Source organism: Actinacidiphila cocklensis, assembly GCF_907177275.1.
GTDB classification, from domain to species: domain Bacteria; phylum Actinomycetota; class Actinomycetes; order Streptomycetales; family Streptomycetaceae; genus Actinacidiphila; species Actinacidiphila cocklensis.
This window is the reverse complement of sequence record NZ_CAJSLV010000115.1, coordinates 1-17,263: the sequence shown is the minus strand read 5'-3', so window position 1 is coordinate 17,263 and position 17,263 is coordinate 1. Positions and strand designations below refer to the sequence as shown.

14 protein-coding genes are annotated in these 17,263 nt (G+C 73.7%); 7 read left to right on the top strand and 7 right to left on the bottom strand.

Annotation, left to right across the window (positions count from 1 at the left end; all coding sequences use genetic code 11):
* On the bottom strand, nucleotides 1-949 hold a 949-nt coding region (locus NFU81_RS38820; protein ID WP_422665396.1), incomplete at its 3' end, for a glycoside hydrolase family 3 protein.
* A 592-nt stretch (nucleotides 950-1,541) separates the two neighbouring features.
* Here NFU81_RS38820 and NFU81_RS38815 point away from each other — a divergent pair.
* The 3 genes from NFU81_RS38815 (at nucleotide 1,542) to NFU81_RS38805 (ending at nucleotide 6,773) form a co-directional block, all read left to right on the top strand.
* Nucleotides 1,542-4,595, top strand: coding sequence for a galactose-binding domain-containing protein (locus NFU81_RS38815; RefSeq protein WP_251501456.1), 3,054 nt, complete (start codon nucleotides 1,542-1,544; stop codon nucleotides 4,593-4,595).
* Nucleotides 4,596-4,726: 131 nt separating this feature from the next.
* Nucleotides 4,727-5,779: a LacI family DNA-binding transcriptional regulator gene (locus tag NFU81_RS38810; RefSeq protein WP_251501452.1), complete on the top strand. Its 1,053-nt coding sequence runs from the start codon at nucleotides 4,727-4,729 to the stop codon at nucleotides 5,777-5,779.
* A gap of 139 nt (nucleotides 5,780-5,918) precedes the next feature.
* On the top strand, nucleotides 5,919-6,773 hold the full coding sequence (locus NFU81_RS38805) for an SMP-30/gluconolactonase/LRE family protein (protein WP_251501450.1): 855 nt from the start codon (nucleotides 5,919-5,921) through the stop codon (nucleotides 6,771-6,773).
* Between the two features lie 6 nt (nucleotides 6,774-6,779).
* Here the strand turns inward: NFU81_RS38805 and NFU81_RS38800 are convergent, their stop codons facing one another.
* From NFU81_RS38800 to NFU81_RS38780, 5 genes are all read right to left on the bottom strand, one after another.
* Nucleotides 6,780-7,565, bottom strand: a complete 786-nt coding sequence (locus tag NFU81_RS38800) for a 4'-phosphopantetheinyl transferase family protein (RefSeq protein WP_251501447.1) — start codon at nucleotides 7,563-7,565, stop codon at nucleotides 6,780-6,782.
* Nucleotides 7,562-8,428 carry a metallophosphoesterase family protein gene (locus tag NFU81_RS38795; protein WP_251501444.1) on the bottom strand — a complete coding sequence of 289 codons (867 nt, stop codon included), beginning with the start codon at nucleotides 8,426-8,428 and terminating at the stop codon, nucleotides 7,562-7,564. Before NFU81_RS38795 ends, NFU81_RS38800 begins: the two co-directional genes overlap by 4 nt.
* Before the next feature lie 75 nt (nucleotides 8,429-8,503).
* Entirely contained in the window at nucleotides 8,504-9,436 is a 933-nt protein-coding gene (sigJ, locus tag NFU81_RS38790; protein WP_251501442.1) for an RNA polymerase sigma factor SigJ, read from the bottom strand.
* A gap of 3 nt (nucleotides 9,437-9,439) precedes the next feature.
* Entirely contained in the window at nucleotides 9,440-9,856 is a 417-nt protein-coding gene (locus tag NFU81_RS38785; RefSeq protein ID WP_251501439.1) for an RNA-binding S4 domain-containing protein, read from the bottom strand.
* 65 nt (nucleotides 9,857-9,921) lie between these two features.
* Entirely contained in the window at nucleotides 9,922-10,671 is a 750-nt protein-coding gene (locus tag NFU81_RS38780; protein ID WP_251501436.1) for an SDR family NAD(P)-dependent oxidoreductase, read from the bottom strand.
* A gap of 209 nt (nucleotides 10,672-10,880) precedes the next feature.
* Here NFU81_RS38780 and NFU81_RS38775 point away from each other — a divergent pair, with 209 nt between their 5' ends.
* Nucleotides 10,881-11,768: a LysR family transcriptional regulator gene (locus NFU81_RS38775; RefSeq protein ID WP_251501434.1), complete on the top strand. Its 888-nt coding sequence runs from the start codon at nucleotides 10,881-10,883 to the stop codon at nucleotides 11,766-11,768.
* Nucleotides 11,769-12,346: 578 nt separating this feature from the next.
* Here NFU81_RS38775 and NFU81_RS38770 read toward each other — a convergent pair.
* A complete protein-coding gene (locus tag NFU81_RS38770) occupies nucleotides 12,347-13,600 on the bottom strand; it encodes a phosphodiester glycosidase family protein (protein ID WP_251501431.1) in 1,254 nt (417 codons plus the stop codon).
* Nucleotides 13,601-13,845: 245 nt separating this feature from the next.
* On the opposite strand from NFU81_RS38770, the gene NFU81_RS38765 reads away from it, so the two are divergent.
* From NFU81_RS38765 to NFU81_RS38755, 3 genes are all read left to right on the top strand, one after another.
* A complete protein-coding gene (locus NFU81_RS38765; protein ID WP_251501428.1) occupies nucleotides 13,846-14,631 on the top strand; it encodes a hypothetical protein in 786 nt (261 codons plus the stop codon).
* Between the two features lie 28 nt (nucleotides 14,632-14,659).
* The gene (locus NFU81_RS38760) at nucleotides 14,660-15,664 is read left to right on the top strand and encodes a phosphotransferase family protein (RefSeq protein ID WP_251501425.1); all 1,005 of its coding nucleotides are present in this window, start codon (nucleotides 14,660-14,662) and stop codon (nucleotides 15,662-15,664) included.
* Nucleotides 15,665-15,843: 179 nt separating this feature from the next.
* The coding region (locus NFU81_RS38755) for an MFS transporter (RefSeq protein WP_251501423.1) at nucleotides 15,844-17,263 on the top strand (1,420 nt) is incomplete at its 3' end.

Genomic DNA, 17,263 nt, shown 5'->3' with positions numbered 1-17,263 from the left:
GCGCGTCGGCGGGCGCGGGCGCGGGCGGGGGTGGCGGGAAGCCGTCGAGCGCGCCGACCCGCGCGGCCAGCCGCAGCAGGCGCCGCACCTTCGCGTCGATCGCGGAGCGCGGCACCCGGCCCTCGCGCACCGCGGCGAGCAGCGCTTCGCCCCACAGCGGGTGCGGCCCGGGCATCGCCAGGTCCTGCGGCGCGAGCGCGGCGCCCTCGGTGCTGCGGATGGCGCCCCAGTCGGAGACCACCACACCGTCGAAGCCCCAGGAGCCCTTCAACGGCTCGGCCAGCAGCGGACTTTCGGACATGGTGACGCCGTTGACCCGGTTGTAGGCGGACATCACCACCCACACCCCGGCCCGCACCGCGGCCTCGAAGGGCGCCAGGTAGACCTCGTGCAGGGTGCGTTCGTCGACTTGGGCGTCGAGGGTGAGCCGGTCGGTCTCGGAGTCGTTGGCGACGTAGTGCTTGGCAGTGGCGGCGACGCCGCCGGCCTGGACGCCGCGGATGTAGGCGGCCGCGGTGCGCCCGGTGAGCAGCGGGTCCTCCGCGTAGCACTCGAAGTGCCGTCCCGCGGCGGGGGTGCGGTGCAGGTTGAGGGTGGGGGCGAGCAGGACGTGGATGCCCTTGCGGCGGGCCTCCGCGGCGAGCAGCCCGCCGAGTCCGGTGACCAGGTCGTCGTCCCAGGCCGCGGCCAGCGCGGTCGCGGAGGGCAGCACGAGTGCGGTGTCGCGCTCGTCCCACCTCTCGCCGCGTACGCCGGCCGGCCCGTCGGACACGCCCATCTCCCGCAGGCCGACCGCGGGTTCCGGTTGCGTGCGGAAGGTGCCCGCGCCGGACAGCAGCCGTATCCTGGCGGGCAGGTCGAGCCGGGCGACGAGGGCGTCGATCTGCGCGTCGCCGATCGGGGGCGCGGCGGCGGGCTGCGGGGCGGACACGGACCCGGGGGTGATCATGGTCATCCCTTCATGGCCTCCTGCGTGGCGCCGCCCGCTGCGTGACGGCCCATCGGCAGGGAGGCCGCGGTGAGCGGCAGGCTGGTGACGAGCGTCGCGGAAGGACGGGGACAACAACTGGGAGAGCGCTCTCCCACTGGGTACATTCGCCTGCCGGTAGTCCGCATGTCAAGCCCCGTCCGTCCCGGATCGCCGGAAAAGCGACCCGACGGGCGGCGCATTCCGTCACATCACGGCCAACCGGACCGCTAAGGGCTGCCCCGCAATCCCCGGCGGGCGCGCGACGACAGCTACGGCACCTCGCTGCATTGTCGGGCTCGCCCGAATACGACCCGGTATGAGGGCGACCCTTCGCCTTGCGATGCACCGCATCTGACGCCGCCCGCTGGTCCACCGCGGACTACGGGACACCCTCAGGCGAGGACCGTTCGCGTCCGATCTCTTGACACCCCGGAAACCCAGCGGCAACCATCAGGGCCACTGAGAGAGCGCTCTCCCATGCTTCTGACACCCTCCCCCCAGCCGCTGACGCCGCACCCGGGAGCCGCTCCCTCCGCTCTCCCCCTCCCAACCCCCACCGCTGGAGTACGCCATGAGAGCGTCACCCTCGGCACGCCTGCGAACGGGAGCCCTTCCTCCCTCGCTGCGCGCCGCCTTCCTCCTGCTGCTGGCCGTCGGCCTGGCGCTGTACGCGCTGGCCGTCCCCAACACCCCCGCACACGCCGCGGACACCCTGCTCTCCCAGGGCCGGCCCGCGACCGCCTCCTCCACCGAGGGCGCCGGCTACCCCGCCTCCGCCGCCGTGGACGGCAGCACCACCACCCGCTGGGCCAGCGCCTGGGCCGACCCGCAGTGGCTGCAGGTCGACCTCGGCGCCACCGCCACGATCAGCCAGGTGGTGCTGAACTGGGAGAACCACCCCTCGGCCTACCAGATCCAGGTGTCGAACGACGCCTCGCAGTGGACGTCGGTGTACTCCACGACGACCGGGGCCGCGGGCACCGAGACGCTGACCGTCAGCGGCACCGGCCGCTACGTGCGGATGTACGGCACCGCCCGCAGCAACGGCTACGGCTACTCGCTGTGGGAGTTCCAGGTCTACGGCACCGCGGGGACCGGCGGCACGGGCGGCACCACCGGAGGTGGCGACGGCGGCAGCACCGGCACCCCGCCGCCCGGCGACTGGACGACCCTGTGGAGCGACGACTTCAACGGCGCCGCCGGCACCTCCCCCGACGCGGGCAACTGGATCACCGACACCGGCACCGCCTACCCCGGCGGCCCCGCCAACTGGGGCACCGGCGAGGTCGAGACGGCCACCAACTCGCCCGCCAACGTGGGCCTCGACGGCGGCGGCCACCTCAACCTGACGGCGCTGAAGTCGGGTACGTCGTGGACGTCAGGCCGGATCGAGACCAAGCGCACCGACTTCACCGCGCCGGCCGGCGGCCGGCTGCAGATCTCCGCGACCCTCAAGCAGCCCTCCGTCGCCAAGGCGCTCGGCTACTGGGCGTCCTTCCGGGCGATGGGCGCCGACTACCGAGGCAACCTGGCGTCCTGGCCGGCCGTCGGGGAGAGCGACATCATGGAGGACGTCAACGGCCGCAACCAGCTGTCGGCGACCCTGCACTGCGGGACCGCGCCCGGCGGCAACTGCTCTGAATACAACGGCCTCACCAGCGGCCTGGCCAGTTGCACCGGGTGCCAGAGCGGCTACCACACCTACTCGGAGATCATCGACCGCACCACCTCCGACGAGCAGATCCGCTGGTATCTCGACGGGAACCAGGTGTGGCAGGTCAGCGAGTCGCAGGTGGGGGTGTCCACCTGGAACGCGGCGGTGCACCACGGGGTCTACGTCGACTTCAGCCTGCGCATCGGCGGTTCGTACCCGAACGCGGTGTGCGGCTGCACCTCGCCGGCCGCCGACACCACCTCCGGCGGTGCTCTGAGCATCGACAAGGTGACGGTGTCGCAGACCACCGGCAGCGCCCCGGCCCCGCTGACCGACCCGCCGGTGCCGACCGCGCCGAGCAACGTGCACGTCACGGGCAGCCAGGGCAACTGGCAGCTGACGGTGGACGGGAAGCCGTACCAGGTGCGGGGAGTGACCTGGGGTCCTGCCAGCACCACGGCCGACTCGCACATGCGGGACCTGAAGTCGATGGGCGTCAACACGCTGCGCACCTGGGGCACCGACGCGAGCAGCAAGCCGCTGCTGGACTCGGCCGCCGCCTACGGGCTCAAGGTCGTCAACGGCTTCTGGCTGAACCAGGGCGCGGACTACGTCAACGACACGGCGTACAAGACCAACACCCTCAACGACATCAAGAACTGGGTGACCACGTACAAGAACCATCCGGGCGTGCTGATGTGGGACGTCGGCAACGAGGTGCTCCTGACCACCCAGGACCACTACTCGGGTGCGGCGATCGAGCAGCAGCGGATCGCGTACGCGCAGTACGTGGAGCAGGTGGTGCAGGCGATCCACGCGATCGACCCGAACCACCCGGTGACCTCGACGGACGCCTGGACCGGGGCGTGGCCGTACTACAAGCAGTACACGCCCTCGCTCGACCTCTACGCGGTCAACTCCTACGGCGCGGTCTGCAACGTCAAGCAGGACTGGATCAACGGCGGCTACAACAAGCCGTACATCGTGACCGAGTCCGGTGAGGCCGGCGAGTGGGAGGTGCCCGACGACGCCAACGGGGTGCCGACGGAGCCGACCGACGCGCAGAAGCGGGACGCCTACGTCTCCGCGTGGAACTGCGTCGTCGGGCACACCGGTGTCGGGCTCGGGGCGACGATGTTCCACTACGGCGACGAGAACGACTTCGGCGGCGTCTGGTTCAACGTGCGCCCCAGCGGCTGGAAGCGGCTGGCGTACTACTCGCTGGCGAAGGACTTCGGCGGTACGCCGCAGGCCAACACCCCGCCGGTGATCAGCTCGATGACGGTCGCGAACAGCGGATCGGTTCCGGCGGGCGGCCAGTTCGCCGTGTCGACGACGGCCAGCGACCCGAACGGCGACCCGATCAGGTACCAGTTGATGTACTCGTCGAAGTACGTGGACAACGGGACCGGGCTGCACCAGGTGGACTTCACGCAGACCGGGGACGGGCAGTTCACGGCGACCGCGCCGAAGACGCTCGGGGTGTGGAAGGTCTACGTCTACGCCTTCGACGGGCACGGCAACGTCGGCATCGAGACGAAGTCCTTCCGGGTGGTCGCCCCGCAGGTGCCGGGGACGAACGTGGCGCTGGGCAAGCCGACGACGGCGTCGTCGTACCAGAGCGACCCGACCGGCGGCTGCCCGTGCACGCCGGGCATGGCCACCGACGGCAACATGGGCACCCGGTGGGCGAGCGACTGGAGCGATCCGCAGTGGATCCAGGTCGACCTGGGGGCCGGCACGGCGGTCAAGCACGTGCAGTTGGCGTGGGAGGCGGCCTACGGCAAGGCGTACCAGGTGCAGTTGTCGAACGACGGCAGCACATGGACGAACGTCTACTCGACGACGACCGGGACGGGTGGTGTCGACACCCTCGACGTCAGCGGCTCCGGGCGGTACGTGCGGGTGACGATCGGGCAGCGCGGGACGGCGTACGGCGATTCGCTGTACGAGTTCGGGGTCTACGCGTGACCGGCCGGCCCGGATGAGACCGGGGCGGGGCGCGGCAGGCCTGTGGGGGGCTGCCGTACCCCGCCCCATCCGTGCTGTGGCCTGCACCGGGACCCGGAGAGCGCTCTCCCGGCCATGGTATAACTGCACGCATGACGAGCAGCCGTCCGGCGGGGCCACGCCAGCCCACCCTGGAAGACGTGGCCCGGTCGGCCGGGGTGTCGCGGGCGACGGTCTCGCGGGTGGTCAACGGGACGCGGAACGTGGACCCGGAGATCCAGCGGATCGTCCAGGAGGCGGTGGCGGCCACCGGTTACGTGCCCAACCGGGCGGCCAGGACCCTGGTGACCCGGCGCACCGACTCGGTGGCCCTGGTGTTCTCGGTACCGGCCCACCGCACCGCCGACGACCCCTTCCTCGGCCAGGTTTTCAGCGACCCGTTCTTCGGGCGGGTTGTCGGCGGCCTGCTGACGGTGCTGCGCCCGCGCGGGGTCCACCCGGTGCTGATGCTCGCCGACTCCGAGGACGCGCGGCACACCCTGGTGGCCAACCTGCGCCAGGAGCACATCGACGGGGTGGCGCTGGTGTCGATAGCGCCCGGCGACTCGCTGCCGTTCCTGCTGACCGAGGCGGGCCTGCCGACGGTGCTGTTCGCGCGGCCGTCGACGCCGATCCCGATCAGCTACGTGGACGTGGCGCAGCAGGCGGGGGCGAAGCTGGCCGCCGAGCGGCTGCTGGCCCGCGGCTGCCGGCGGATCACCACGATCGCCGGCCCCTTCGACTCGCCGGCCGGGCAGGACCGGCTGGCGGGCTTCCGCGAGGCGATGGCCGAGCACGGGCACGCGTACGTGCCCAGCGTGGAGGGCGGTTTCACGCAGGTCGGCGGTGAGCTGGCGATGCGCGAACTGCTGGAGCGCTATCCCGACACCGACGGGGTCTTCGTCGCCAACGACCTGATGGCGCAAGGTGCGTTGCTGGTGCTGCGGGACCAGGGGCGCCGGGTGCCGGAGGACGTGGCGGTGATCGGTTTCGACGACAGCAGTGCGGCGCTGGCGTCCCGGCCGCTGCTGACCACCATCCGGCAGCCGGTGGAGGACATGGCGGCGGAGATGGCGAAGCTGCTGATGGCGCTGATCGACGACCCGTCCCAGGAGACCCGTTCGGTGATCTTCAAGACGACGCTGGTGGAGCGGGATTCCGCCTGAAGCCGTGGCCGGCGTGCGGCGGTGACGGCGGCGGGAGCGACGGCCTGCCCCCGTCTTCGCGCGGAGCGATGATTTCCGCCGCCCGGGCCGGTCTGTCCCGGTGACGGCCGGCTGTCGGCCGGGTGAGGGAGTTTCCGCCATGGACAAGCCGCGCGTCCTGCTGGACGGCATCGCTTTCGGGGAGTCGCCGCGCTGGTACGGCGACCGGTTGTGGTTCGCCGACTGGGGTGCGGGCGAGGTGGTCGCGGTCGGCGGCGACGGCGCGGCCGAGGTGGTGCTGCGGCCGGACTTCCCGACGTTCCCGATGTGCATCGCGTGGCTGCCGGACGGCGGCGGGCTGCTGGTGGTGTCGTCCGGGCAGGACCGGGTACTGCGCCGGACGGCGGACGGTTCGCTGGCGCCGTACGCGGATCTGTCCGCGGTGGCGCACGGCTGGAACGAGATCACGGCGGACGGCCGCGGCCGCGTCTACGTCAACGGCGCCGGTTTCGACCTGATGGCCGGTGAGGAGTTCAGGCCGGGGGTGATCGCGCTGGTCACCGCGGACGGCGGGGCGCGGCAGGTCGCGGACGGCATCGCCTTTCCCAACGGCATGCTGGTGACGCCCGACGACGCGACGCTGATCGTCGCCGAGTCGTACGCGAACCGGCTCACGGCGTTCGACGTCGAGCCGGACGGCGGGCTGTCGAACCGCAGGGTGTGGGCGGATCTGGGGACCGGCTGCCCGGACGGCATCTGCCTCGATGCCGAGGGTGCGGTCTGGTACGCGGATGTGCCCAACCGGCGGTGCGTGCGGGTGCGGGAGGGCGGTGAGGTACTCGCGGCGGTGGAGCTGGACCGGGGCTGCTTCGCGTGCGCGCTGGGCGGCCCGGACGGCAGGACGCTCTTCCTGGTGGCGACCGAGTGGGGCGGGGTGGACAAGGCACGGGGCGGGCCGCGTACGGGGCAGTTGCTGGCGGTGGCGGCGCCGGCGCCGGGAGTCGGGCGGCCGTGACCGGGGTCAGCCGGCGGGCAGGGCGGCGGGGACGGCGATGGCGGTCACCAGCAGGCCGTCACGGACGATCCAGCGGCCGGTGAAGACGTCGGGGCCGGTGCCCTCGGCGAGCAGTGGCCCCGGGATCAGCACCCGGGCGGTGTAACTTCCCCGGTCGGGCGTGACGTGTCCGAGCGTGACGTGTCCGGGCGTGTCGCGTTCGTGTGCGCCCGTGCCGCCCGGCGTGTCGGCGGGCGGCACGGCGGGGTCGACGGGGTCCGCGGTGAAGAGGAGTTCGGCCTCGTTGAAGCCGAGCATGCGGCGGTGGAAGGGATACCACGCCTTGTAGACGGTCTCCTTGGCGCTGAAGAGCAGCCGATCCCAGTGGACGGCGGGTGCGCGCTGGGTGAGCGATGCGAGCGCGGCCCTTTCCGTGTCGGTGGCGACGATGGCGTCCAGGACGCCTTCGGGGAGCCGGTCGTGGGGTTCCGCGTCGATGCCGAGGGTGAGGATGTCGGTGCTGCGGGCGACGGCCGCGGCCCGGTAGCCGTCGCAGTGGGTGATGCTGCCGACGACACCGGTCGGCCAGAGCGGGGCACCTCGGTGGGGGTCGCGCAGGAGCGGTCCCGGCGGGGCGCCGAGGCGGGCGAGTGCGGCGCGCGCGCAGGCGCGGCCCGCGGTGTACTCCCGCTGCCGTTTGGCCACGGCCCGGGCGACGGCGGCGCTCTCCTCGGGGTGCAGGGGTGCCAGGTCGAGTTCGTCGCCGTAGGCGGCGCGGGAGAACACGCCGGGGGGCAGCAGGTGTTCGATCACCGGTGGGCCGCCTGCTGCCGGCCGGCCAGGATGCGCCGGGGTCCCGCGGGGCCTGCGGGGCGCTTGCCCCATTCGCGGGGGTAGCCGAGGGAGACCTCGGTGAAGCGGACGCCGTCGCGCCAGATGACGCGCGGGATGTGGAGGTGGCCGTAGACGACCTCGGTGGCGCGGTAGCGGGTGTGCCACTGCTCGGTCTGCTCGGTGCCGCACCACAGGGCGAACTCGGGGTAGTGCAGGACGGCGGTGGGTTCGCGGTGCAGCGGCCAGTGGTTGGCGAGCACGGTGGGCAGGTCGGGGTCGAGCGCGTCGAGCCGGCGGGCGGTCTCGGCGACCCTGGCGCGGCACCAGTCGTCGCGGCCGGGCAGCGGGTCGGGGTGCAGGAACATCTCGTCGGTGCAGACGACGCCTGCCGCGCGGGCCTTGGCCAGCGCCTCGTCCTTGGTGCGGGCGCCGGGGGTGCCGTCGCGCCAGGTGTAGTCGTAGAGCAGGAACATGGGGACGACGGCGACGGGTCCGCGCGGGCCTTCCCACAGCGGGTACGGGTCCTCGGGGGTGATCACGCCGAGGCGGCGGACGTCGTCGACGAGGTGGCGGTAGCGTGCGTCGCCGCGGAGCTGGACCGGGTCGTCCGGAGGCGTCCACAGCTCGTGGTTGCCGGGCAGCCAGATGACGGTGGAGAAGTGCTGCTTGAGGGTGCTCAGCGCCCAGGTGATGTCGGTGGTGCGCTCGGCGACGTCGCCGGCGACGAGCAGCCAGTCGTCGTCGTGCTCGGGTCTGAGCGCTTCGACGATCTCCCGGTTGGCCGGGTACCCGACGTGCAGGTCGCTGATCGCGAGCAGATGTGCCCCGTCAGGGCCGGTCATGGCGACTCCGCACGTCGAGGTGTCGGTGGCAGCACGTCGGCCATTCTCCCAGACGGGCGGGGGGCGGCCAAGCCCCTACTGATCGTCAGGGGTGTGGTGTCGTGGGGGGTCCGCAGCTCTCCCGGGCCGGTCGCGGCCGGCGAGGCGGGTGAGCTTGTCGGGGTTGAGGACGGCGAAGACCTCGTGGATGACGCCGTCCTTGATGTCGAGCAGGGCGAGCTGGTCGTTGCCGTCGACGGACAGCCACAGGGCGGGCTGGCCGTTGGCCTCGGTGAGCCGCATGTGGTCGATGGGGTAGCGGCGGGCCAGTCCGACGACGAAGGCGATGACCCGGTCGCGGCCGGTGATGGGGTGCAGGGCGGCGCGGGCGCGGCCGCCGCCGTCGTTCCAGGCGACGACGTCCTGGCTGAACAGGCCGGTCAGCGCGTCGAGGTCGCCGCCGCGTGCGGCGTCGAGGAAACGGGTGAGCAGATCGGCGTGGTCCTCGCCGCTGGGCCGGAAGCGGTCGTCGCGGGCGGCGGCGAGCCGGGTGGCGGCGCGGTGGTGGAGCTGGCGGCTGTTGGCCGCGGTGCCGCCGACGATGCCGGCGATGGCGTCGTAGGGCATCTCGAAGGCCTCGCGGAGCACGAACGCGGCCCGCTCGGGCGGGGTGAGCTGCTCCATCAGGTGCAGGGTGGCGTACGAGAGGGTGTCGCGCAGTTCCGCGGTGTCCAGCGGTCCCAGTTCCGCGGCGTCGACGGGCTCCGGCAGCCAGGGGCCGACGTAGGCCTCGCGGGTGGCGCGGGCGGAGCGGAGCTGGTCGAGGGCGAGCCGGGAGACGACGGTGACCAGGAACGCGCGCGGTTCGCGGACCTGGTCGCGGTCGGTACGCGTCCAGCGCAGATACGCCTCCTGGACGATGTCCTCGGCGTCCCACATGCTGCCGAGCAGCCGGTAGCCGAGGCCGAGCAGCAGCGGGCGGTACTGCTCGAAGACGGCTTCCGGTGCGTCGGCGGTGACGGCGGCCATGGTTCAGGCTCCGCTGCCGGGGCGGGCGGAGCCGTGCAGCCGCAGCCTTTCCAGCTCGCGCCGGTCGCGCTTGGTGGGGCGTCCGGTGCCGCGGTCGCGCAGGCCCAGGGCGAGGACGTCCTCGCGGGGCGGCGGGGGCGGGCTGTTGTCCACGAAGCAGTCGGCGGCGATGGCGGCGCCGACCCTCTTGTTCAGCACCTTGGACACCACGACGATCCGCTCGCGTCCGGCGTGGTGCAGCCGGACCTCGTCGCCGGGCTTGACGGCCTGGGCGGGCTTGACCCGCTCGCCGTTGACCCGGACGTGCCCGGCGCGGCACGCGGTGGCCGCCTGCGACCGGGTCTTGGTGAGCCGTACGCACCAGATCCAGCTGTCGACCCGCACGCTCCCGGCGTGCCCTTCCTGTGCAGCTGCTGCCATGCCTTCGAGCCTAACGCGGCGGGCGGCAGCGGCACACGGTGGTTTTCCGGCTGCGGCGGCGGGTGTCAGCGGCCCAGTGCGGCGCCGCCGTTGACGTGCAGGATCTGCGCCGTGGTGTACGCGGCGGCCGGCGCGGCCAGGTACTGCACGGCGGCGGCGATCTCGGAGGGGCGGCCTGGCTGCCCGGTGAGGGACTGGGCGACCCGGGAGGCGACGAAGTCGGGGGTGGCGCGGTCGCCGAAGAACTCGGTGTCGCCGACGAAGCCGGGCGCCACCGCGTTGACGGTGATGCCGTCGGCGCCGACCCGCTGGGCCAGCTCGAAGGTGTAGGCGTGCACGGCGGCCTTGGCGCCGCCGTAGGAGCCGGGGCCGCGCTGGGCGGCGATGGAGGACATGTGGACGATACGGCCGCCGGGCCTGCTGATGTGCGGCAGCAGCGCCTCGGTGAGCAGGACCGCGGTCAGGACGTTGGCGTGGAAGTTGCGCAGGTAGCCGTCGGCGATGCCTTCGAGGGTGCCGTCGGTGGAGAAGGCGACGTTGCCGCCCGCGTTGGTGACCAGGACGTCGACCTGGCCGTCCGCGCTGATGTGCGCGGCCGCGGCGCGGACCTGGGCGGGGTCGGCGAGGTCGGCGGCGAAGTGGTCGACCAGGCCCTTGCCGTGGGCGTCGTTCAGTTCCTCTGCCGCGGTGCGCAGGACGTCCTCGCGGCGGCCGAGGAGGGTGACGTGCTCGCCGTCGGCGGCGAAGGCCGCCGCGGTGGCCCTGCCGATACCGGTGCCGCCGCCCGACACCACGACGCGACGCTGTTCTGCCACGGTCCCACTCCCCTGTCGTTCGACCATGTGAATCTCGGTCACATACGGATATGACGCTAGGCAGCCCGGCCGGTGGTGTCAACCGCCGCCGGGGGGTGGGCGGAGAGCATGCCGCCACCCTGCGGGCGCGGGGGCCACCGGGTCAACGGAGTTCCGCTCAGCCGTCGTTACGTACGATTTAACGTGCACGGTACGACGGGAGGCCTGCGGTGGAGCGGTACGAGATCGAGGCGTTCCTTGTGCTCGCCGAGGAACTGCACTTCGGGCGTACCGCGGTGCGGCTGCGGGTCACCACGGCCCGGGTCAGCCAGGTGATCGGGAAGCTGGAGCGGCGGGTCGGCGCCCCGCTGTTCGAACGCACCAGCCGCAGCGTCGCCCTCACACCGATCGGCCGGCGGCTGCACGACGACCTGCGGCCGGCCTTCGAACAGCTGGAGGCCGCGCTGGCCACGGCGGTGGCGGCCGGGCGCGGGGTGACGGGCGAGCTGCGGGTCGGCTTCGTCGGTGCCGCGGCCGGGCAGCTGCTGGTGCAGGCCACCGACCGGTTCGCCGCCCGGCACCCCGAGGTCGAGGTGCGGATGCACGAGGTGCAGATGGGCGAGGCGCTCGACCGGTTGCGGTCCGACCGGCTCGACGTGCTCATCGCCTGCCTGCCGCTGTCGGGTCCCGACCTGGCGAACGGTCCCGTGCTGCTGTCGGAGCCGCGGCTGCTCGCGGTGCCCGCGGACCACCACTTCGCGCGGCGCACGGCGGTGTCGGTGGAGGACCTGGCCCACACGGAGCTGCTGCGGGCACCGTGCTCGCTGCCGGACCACTGGCGCGAGCCGGACTCCCCACGGGTCACGCCCGCCGGGCGGCCCATCCCGCTCGGGCGGACGGCCGCGACCTTCCAGGAGATCCTGACCCTGGTGGGGGCGGGTCTCGGGGTCTTCCCCGTCGGGGCGCACGCGGCGCGCTTCCACGCGCGGGCGGACGTGGCGTTCGTGCCCTTCCACGACACTCCTCCGCTGGAGTGGGGGCCGGTGTGGCGCGCGTCCCGCGCGAATGCGCGTGTCCGCGCCTTCACGGAGGCGGTACGCCCTGCCGGGCCGGGCTGAGCATCCGACCTCCCCCCGGTCCGTGGCTCCTCACGCAGTTCCGCCCCCAGAGCCTCGCCTGGGGGTACCCCAGCGCCCCGGGGTGATTGCCCCTTGCGGTGAGCTCGCACCCTTCGGTACGTCGTGGTTCCGCGCGCAGTTCCGCCCCCAGCGCCCGGGGTGATTGCCCCTTGCGGTGCGTTGCTTGCCTGCGGCTGCGTCGTGGCTGGTCGCGCAGTTCCCCGCGCCCCTTTTGGCCTGCGTCCTCCGACGCCCGGCATTCGCCCCTGGCAGGGGTTCGCCCTCTGCGCAGAGGGCAACCGTTTTTCAGGCGGCGCTGGGGGTACCCCCAGGCGAAGCTCTGGGGACGGAACTGCGCGCTCGGCCACGACGGCGCGGCAGGCAAGCACGGCACCGCAAGGGGCAGGATCTGAAGGGGCTCGGGGAACTGCGAGCCGAGCCGGGACGGCGGGCAAGGCGGCCGCCCACCGCAAGGGCTCCCGCCCCGGGGGCGCGGGGAACTACGGGCGGAACCCGCCGACGGCGGAAAGCGGACCGCCCACCGCGAGGGCAACCACCCACCACCTCCCCGGAGGGGCTCAGCGGGCGTAGACCGCGACGAAATCGCGGGTCGCCTGGGTGTAGTAGCGGTCCGGCGGGTCCTCGAAGTCGAGGATGTTCGTGGGGGTCGGGTCCGCGGAGTTGCGGGTGCCGTCGTAGGACATGAAGGACGGCCAGGCCCGGTTCATGTCGAGCGGCATGGCCCGCACCGCCCCGGCCCGCTGCATCAGCTGCGCCAGCGTCTGCGCGGACAGCGCCTGGCCGACGACCATGACGACGTCGCCCTGCGCGGTGACGCCGACACCCGAGCGCGGCACGAACATCCGGCTCTGGTCGCTGACGCCCCACTTGGAGTCGTTGCCGATGTCGGGCACGACCCGGCCGTCGTCGACCATCAGCTCCAGGCACTGGCGGACGCCGGTGACGTCGGGCGTCATGCGCACGTCGCGGCCCCACACGCCGATGCGGAACGAGCCGTCGCGGTAGAAGACCTCGGAGGCGGCGCCGTCGCGCAGCTCGCCGGCGGTCTTGCCGTCGAGGTAGAAGCCGCCGCGGGAGCCGCCGTCGGTGATGCGGAAGCCGCCGTTCCAGGTGGCGACCAGGCCGGTGCGCATGCCCTCGGGGATGGTCGGCGGCACGTCGAAGGTGCCGCCGGGCTCCCGGAAGCCGGGGTGCAGCTGGAAGCGGGAGTACTTGCCGCTGATCCAGGCGACAGCGGCCTCGTAGGAGGTGTGCGCGCCGTCGGGGCGTACGTACGTGCCCTGGACGATCGGCTGGCCGTGGGCGGCGGCCAGCGTGCGGTAGACGCCCTCGCCGGGGAGCGCCGGGCCGACCAGCGGCCGCATCGGGTCGTGCAGCGGGACGAGGAGCTGGGCGGCGACGTGCGCCGGGGTGGGGACGGCGCCCTGGGTGGCCTTCATCCGGGCCAGCGCGTCGGCGGGCAGGGTGCCGCCGACCTTCGGCGGGTCCATCGAGTACTGGACGTCCTCCAGCTTGTCGACCACGAAGCCGAGTTCGTGGTCGCGCGCCCATTCGGCGAGGCGGGCGGTGGTGCTGTCCTTGCCCGGGTAGGTCAGCGCCTGGCCGACGGACCAGGCGAGGGTGCCGGCGCAGACCACGCAGACCCCGGTGAGGCCGCGGGTGAGGAGCTTGCGGCGGCGCAACTGCGCGGGGTCGAGGTCGCGCCGGTGCTTCCACGGCAGCAGGCGGCGACGGCGGCGGGCGGTGCCGCCCGTGGCGCCGGTTCCCGCGGCCTGGTCGTCCGGCAGCGGCTCGGTGGTCTGCTGGCTCATCCCGGTCCCTCCGCGCTGTCCGGATCTTCCGGTGATCTGTCTGTCCGACCGGTGCGCGGACCAATCCCCCGCGGCGCTGGAAACACCCGCCCGCCGCAGCGGCGGCACCCTCGCGGGCGTACGTACTGCGCCGGGAGCAGCCGTGCGGCCTCCCCCACGACGACGCGGCGGCGGGCGGCCGGGTCCTAGCGTGGGCGCGTTCCGCCCGGGTACGGCGCCCGGGTGACGAGAGTCGGGAGCCGGTCATGTCCGCGACCACCACGGCGGCCGCCGCCGTCACCGGGGCCGTCCGCGCGGCGCGGCCCGTCGAGCGGCTGGCCTGCGCGGTCGGTGCCGGGCTCGTCGGGTCGGGGCTGGTCCACCTGGTGGTCTTCTTCGTGGACGGCGGGCCGTGGGACGGGCCGGTGTCCTGGCGCAAGCCGTTCACTTTCGGGGTGTCGTTCGGGCTGACGCTGATCGCGGTCGCCTGGGTGACGTCGTACGTGCGGATGGCCGCGCGTACCCGGGCGGTGCTGCTGGCGCTGTTCAGCGCGGACTGCGTCCTGGAGGTCGCGGGGATCACCGTGCAGGCGTGGCGCGGGGTGCCGTCGCACTTCGACATGGAGACGCCCGCGGACACCGCGGTGGCGATGTCGCTCGCGGCGGGCGGCGCGCTGCTGGTGGTGGTGCTCGGGACCTTCGCGGTGGCCGCCTTCCGGTCCGCGCCCTCCGGTCCCGCGGGGATGCCGGTGGCGCTGCGGGCGGGGTTCGCGTCGCTGGCGGTCGGCCTGCTGTCGGGGGCGGCGATGATCGCCCGCGGGGTGGCCGAGACCAGGACCGGCCACCAGCAGGCGGCGTACCACTCGACGGGGATGCTCAAGCCGCTGCACGGGGTGACGCTGCACGCGGTGCTGGTGCTCCCCGCGCTGGCCTGGGCGGTTTCCCGCACGGGGTGGCCGGCGGCCAGGCAGCGGCGGGCGGTGCTGGCCGGGGCGTGGGTGTACGCGGCGGCCGCGGTGGGCGCGCTCTGCTGGGGCGTGCTCACGGCGTAGGGTGCCCCCCGGACGAAGGGGAGGGCCGATGGCGGTGCACACGGTGGGCGACGGGACGGTGGACGGGCTGCTGGCGCGGGCGGGTGTCGACGCGGGGCGGGTCGTCGCACGGACGCCGCTGGCCGGCGGGACGTACAACGCCCTGCACAGCCTCGAACTGGCCGACGGTGGGCGGCTGGTGCTGAAGGTGCCGCCGCCGGCCGGCAACCCTCGGCTGCGGTACGAGGCGGAACTGCTGTGCGGCGAGGCGCTGTTCTACGAGTCCGCCGCCGCGGTGGGGGTGCCGGCGCCGCGGGTGGTGCACAACGAGTGGGCCGAGGACGCTGCCGCGTCGCCCTTCCTGGTGATGACGCACGTGCCCGGGGTGCCGTGGTCCGGGGTCGCCGAGTCGCTGGTGGCGGGTGAACGCGCGTGGTTGCGGGAGGAGTTGGGCGCCCTGGTGGGGCGGCTGCACAGCGTGCGGGGGCCGGGCTACGGCTACCCGGCGCAGCGGGTGGCCCCGCTGGCCGACCGCTGGGCGCCCGCTTTCGAGGCGATGACCGGTGCGGTGCTGGACGACGCCGAGGCCTACGGGGCGTGGCTGCCGCGGCCGGCGGGCGCGATACGGTCCGTGCTCGCGGGCGGGGCGGAGGCGCTGGCCGAGGTGGCAGAGCCCGCGCTGGTGCACTTCGACCTGTGGCCGGGCAACGTCCTGCTGGAGGGTGCGCCCGGGGCGCGCAGGGTCGGTGCGCTCATCGACGGCGAGCGGATGTTCTGGGGCGACCCGCTGGCGGACTTCGCGTCGCTGTCGCTGATGGACGCTGACGCCGAGACCGATCCGGCGTTCCTGGCCGGTTACGGCGCGGAGGGCGGGCGTACGCAGTTCGACGCGGCGGCCCGGGTGCGGCTGGCGCTCTACCGCAGCTACCTGTACCTGATCATGCTGGCCGAGGTCGTCCCGCGTGGCGACTCGGGCGAACACCTGGCCTGGGTGCGGGACTTCACCGCCCCGCGGCTGACGGCCGCCCTGGAGGCCGTCGCCGCCGGCGGCTGACCCCGCCTGTCCCCCACGCCGGAACGGCGGCGGTCCACGGACCGCCGCCGTTCCGGCGTCTCCGCGTGCGCCCGGGCTTGTGGGGCAGCTTGCCCCGGACCATTCTTCGGGGCATTCTGTTCCATAGATGTGGTGCATCATGCCCCACACTTTCGGGACCACCGGACAGGAGCCCTCCCATGACCGACACCCGCCCGCCGTCCGTGCGGGCCGCCGCGGGGCGGCCCGCGTCCCGCAAGGGACTGGCGCTGACGCTGATCGCGCTGGCGCAGATGATGGTCGTCCTCGACGTCTCGGTCGTGAACGTGGCGCTGCCGTCCATCCAGCACGCGCTGGACTTCTCCCCCGCCGGACTGGAGTGGGTGGTCAACGCCTACGCGCTGGCCTTCGGCGGCCTGCTGCTGCTCGGCGGGCGGATCGCGGACCGCTACGGGCGCCGCAGGACCTTCATGGCCGGCGCCGCCCTGCTCACCGCCGCCTCGCTGCTCGGCGGCCTGGCCACCGGCCAGGCGTGGCTGCTGGGCGCCAGGGCCGCGCAGGGCGTCGCGGGCGCGCTCATCGCGCCGGCCGCGCTCGCGCTGCTGACCGCCACCTTCGAGGAGGGGGCCGAGCGCAACCGGGCGATGGGGGTCTACGGTGCCGTCTCCGGCGTCAGGGGCGCGCTGGGCAACGTGCTCGGCGGCGTCTTCACCGACGAACTGAGCTGGCGCTGGGTGCTGTTCGTCAACGTGCCGATCGGCGCCTTCGTGCTGGCCGCCGCACCCGCCGCCTTCCGCGAGTCCCGGCCTGCCGCAGGGCGCCTGGACCTGCCAGGCGCGCTGGCCGCGACGGGCGGCATGTCGCTGGTGGTCTACGGGCTGATCAACGCGGCCTCGCACGCGTGGGGCAGCGCGGCCACCGCCGTGCCGCTGGCGGCCGGTGCGGTGCTGCTCGCGGCCTTCCTCGCGATCGAGGCGCGCTCGCGCACCCCGCTGATGCCGCTGCGGATCCTCGCCGACCGCAACCGGTCGGGTGCCTTCGCCATCATGCTCGCGGTGGGCTCCTCGCTGATCGTGCTGTTCTACTTCCTCACCCTCTTCCTCCAGCTCGTGCTGCACTTCAGCCCGCTGCGGACCGGCTTCTCCTTCCTGGCCTTCGCCGTCGGCGCGGCTCTCTGCGCGACCGCGAGCAGCGCCCTGGTGGCCAGGGTCGGGCCGCGGCTGCTGCTGACCGCGGGCACGCTGGTGTCGGCCGGCGGGATGCTGTGGCTGTCGCGGATCGACGCGCACAGCACGTACGGCGCCGACGTCTTCGGCCCGCTGCTGATCGGCGGCTGCGGGATGGGGCTGTGCTTCGTACCGCTCGCACTGACCGCGGTCGCCGGGGTCAGGGGCGAGGAGAGCGGGGTGGCCTCCGCGCTGCTGAACACCGCGCAGCAGGTCGGCGGAGCCCTCGGGCTCGCGGTGCTCGGCACCGTCGCGGCCACCGCCACCCGGCACCGGCTGGCGCGTGCGGGGGCCGATCCGGCGGCGGCGCTCGTGCACGGCTACGGGGTGGGCTTCGCGGTGGCCGGCTGCGTGCTGCTCGGCGCCGCGGCCGTCGCGGCGGCCGTGCTCCGGG